The 1,969-nt window shown below is 28.8% G+C and carries 2 protein-coding genes; both read left to right on the top strand.

The window, feature by feature from the left end:
• Window positions 1-59: 59 nt before the first annotated feature.
• Window positions 60-311, top strand: coding sequence for a hypothetical protein (locus F6K22_RS39650; RefSeq protein WP_293110529.1), 252 nt, complete (start codon window positions 60-62; stop codon window positions 309-311).
• Between the two features lie 273 nt (window positions 312-584).
• On the top strand, window positions 585-1,832 hold the full coding sequence (locus tag F6K22_RS39645) for a hypothetical protein (protein ID WP_293110528.1): 1,248 nt from the start codon (window positions 585-587) through the stop codon (window positions 1,830-1,832).
• The last annotated feature ends 137 nt before the right edge of the window (window positions 1,833-1,969 follow it).

Genomic DNA, 1,969 nt, shown 5'->3' with positions numbered 1-1,969 from the left:
TCCCTCATTTAAGGTATAAGGGAACTATAAAAATCTAATAAATCTAACGGATGAAACCAATGGAATTAATTACAAATAGCAATGTGAATCAAGAGTATCAACTTTCAAAATTTGATAGTAAAATGGGGATTGCGCCATATTATGGTGTAATAAATTGGTATAAACATCCAATAGATTCTCAGAGATTAAAAATAGCAATTCAACAAATAGTAGATAGTATGCCAAAATTGGCAGGGAGATTGGTAAAGAAATTGTTTTCTCCATTAAAAGTTGAGTGTTCAGCTATGATCTTTATTTCCTTTAAGGGATGAAAAAGCAATTGAGAGATTTCCCAGAACTTAAAATTCAGGAGAACTTAAATGGATACTTGCTTCATTCTTTAAAAAGCTGAGAGCTGACCCCTAATAGCTGAATGCTTACCCTTGAAAAATCAATTACCTTTCAAGTTGCTAGTTATATAGATAAACTACAGTTAATACAAGCAACCAAAAAGCATTTTCCGACTTTCCTAAAATCATAATTTTTTCCCTCATTTAAGGTATAAGGGAACTATAAAAATCTAATAAATCTAACGGATGAAACCAATGGAATTAATTACAAATAGCAATGTGAATCAAGAGTATCAACTTTCAAAATTTGATAGTAAAATGGGAGTCTGGCCTTATTATGGTGTAATAAGTTGGTATAAACATCGAATAGATTCTCATAGATTAAAAATAGCAATTCAACAAATAGTAGATAGTGTGCCAATTTTGGCAGGAAGATTGGTAAAGAAATTGTTTTCTCCATTAAAAGTTGTATGTCACCCACAAAAATCTGGTGTTGGTTTTATTGATATTGATCTAGAAGAGCAGGAAATAAATCTTGATAATTTATTAGATGCCAAAACTTATGTAAAAAATGAATTCAATATTCCGAAAAATTCTTCAGATGCTATTAATAAAGATACTCCATTAGTATATGTAATTTTGAATCATAATCAAAATTATTATGGTGTCACTCTGTTTGTTAATCATTTCATAGTAGATGGTGGAACATATTTTCTCTTATTAGAATATCTTTCCCAAGCATACGAAGACCCAGAATATGTTGCTAAATCTGAACCATTATTTACAATTGATTTTAATAAAATAGATGATTTTATTGCTGCAAATTTTAAAAAATTATCATGGAAAGATCAACTTTTAAGTTCAACATCTTTTATTGTTTTTATCTTGAATAGTTTTTTTCAAAATCAGAATAATTGGAGTTATCTGGAATGTATCTTAACTAAAGAAAAGTTAGATTTAATTAAGAGGAGAAATAAAAATCTGTCAAACGAAGAAATTGCCTATAGTACAAACGACGCTTTATTTGAATTTTTATCAGTTGTTCCTATTAAACGATTTATTTTTCCTTGTAATCTCAGATATAGAAACGTTGGCATACCAGAAAATTATTTGGGAAATACTGAAGCTTTCGTCTCAGATTTAACTAAATCAGAAAACAATTATATGTTAAAACATACTGATGTGAGAAAATCAGTCAATCAACTTCCAGGAATATACAGTTTTGTACCTACTTTTAATGGCAAGTACATGGCTCATAATTCATGGGTTAAATTACAAAATTATTTACCTGGTTTTGGTGGTAAATTAATTCTGCAAAGGGTGTTTGAATTTGACGATCTACCAAAAGATGTATTATCATTTGCTCTTAAAGCTTCATTAATATATAGATTGACAGAAAATAAATATTTATTGATCTATATCAATTTAAAAAATGTTGTTTCGCAAGTTGAAAAGAAGTTAATAAATTTGGGTGTAGAAGAGATTATTATTAAAACATCGTAATCAAGTAGATAATAATCACAAATTAGGTCTGCCTCAAAGTAAGCATTCAGCGTTCAGCTTTATTACCTTTAAGCTTTAAGGGAGGAAAAAGCAATTGAGAGATTTCCCAGAAGTAAAAATGCAGTAGAAGTTAAATG

The organism is Okeania sp. SIO2F4 (assembly GCF_010672385.1).
Lineage (GTDB): Bacteria > Cyanobacteriota > Cyanobacteriia > Cyanobacteriales > Microcoleaceae > Trichodesmium.
The sequence above is the reverse complement of the archived record's forward strand: the minus strand, read 5'-3'. Positions and strand labels throughout refer to the sequence as shown.

What these genes read in the sequence shown, in the direction of transcription:
- F6K22_RS39650 (WP_293110529.1), top strand. Translation starts at nt 60, where the DNA reads ATGGAATTAATTACAAATAGCAATGTGAATCAAGAGTATCAACTTTCA.
- F6K22_RS39645 (WP_293110528.1), top strand. Translation starts at nt 585, where the DNA reads ATGGAATTAATTACAAATAGCAATGTGAATCAAGAGTATCAACTTTCA.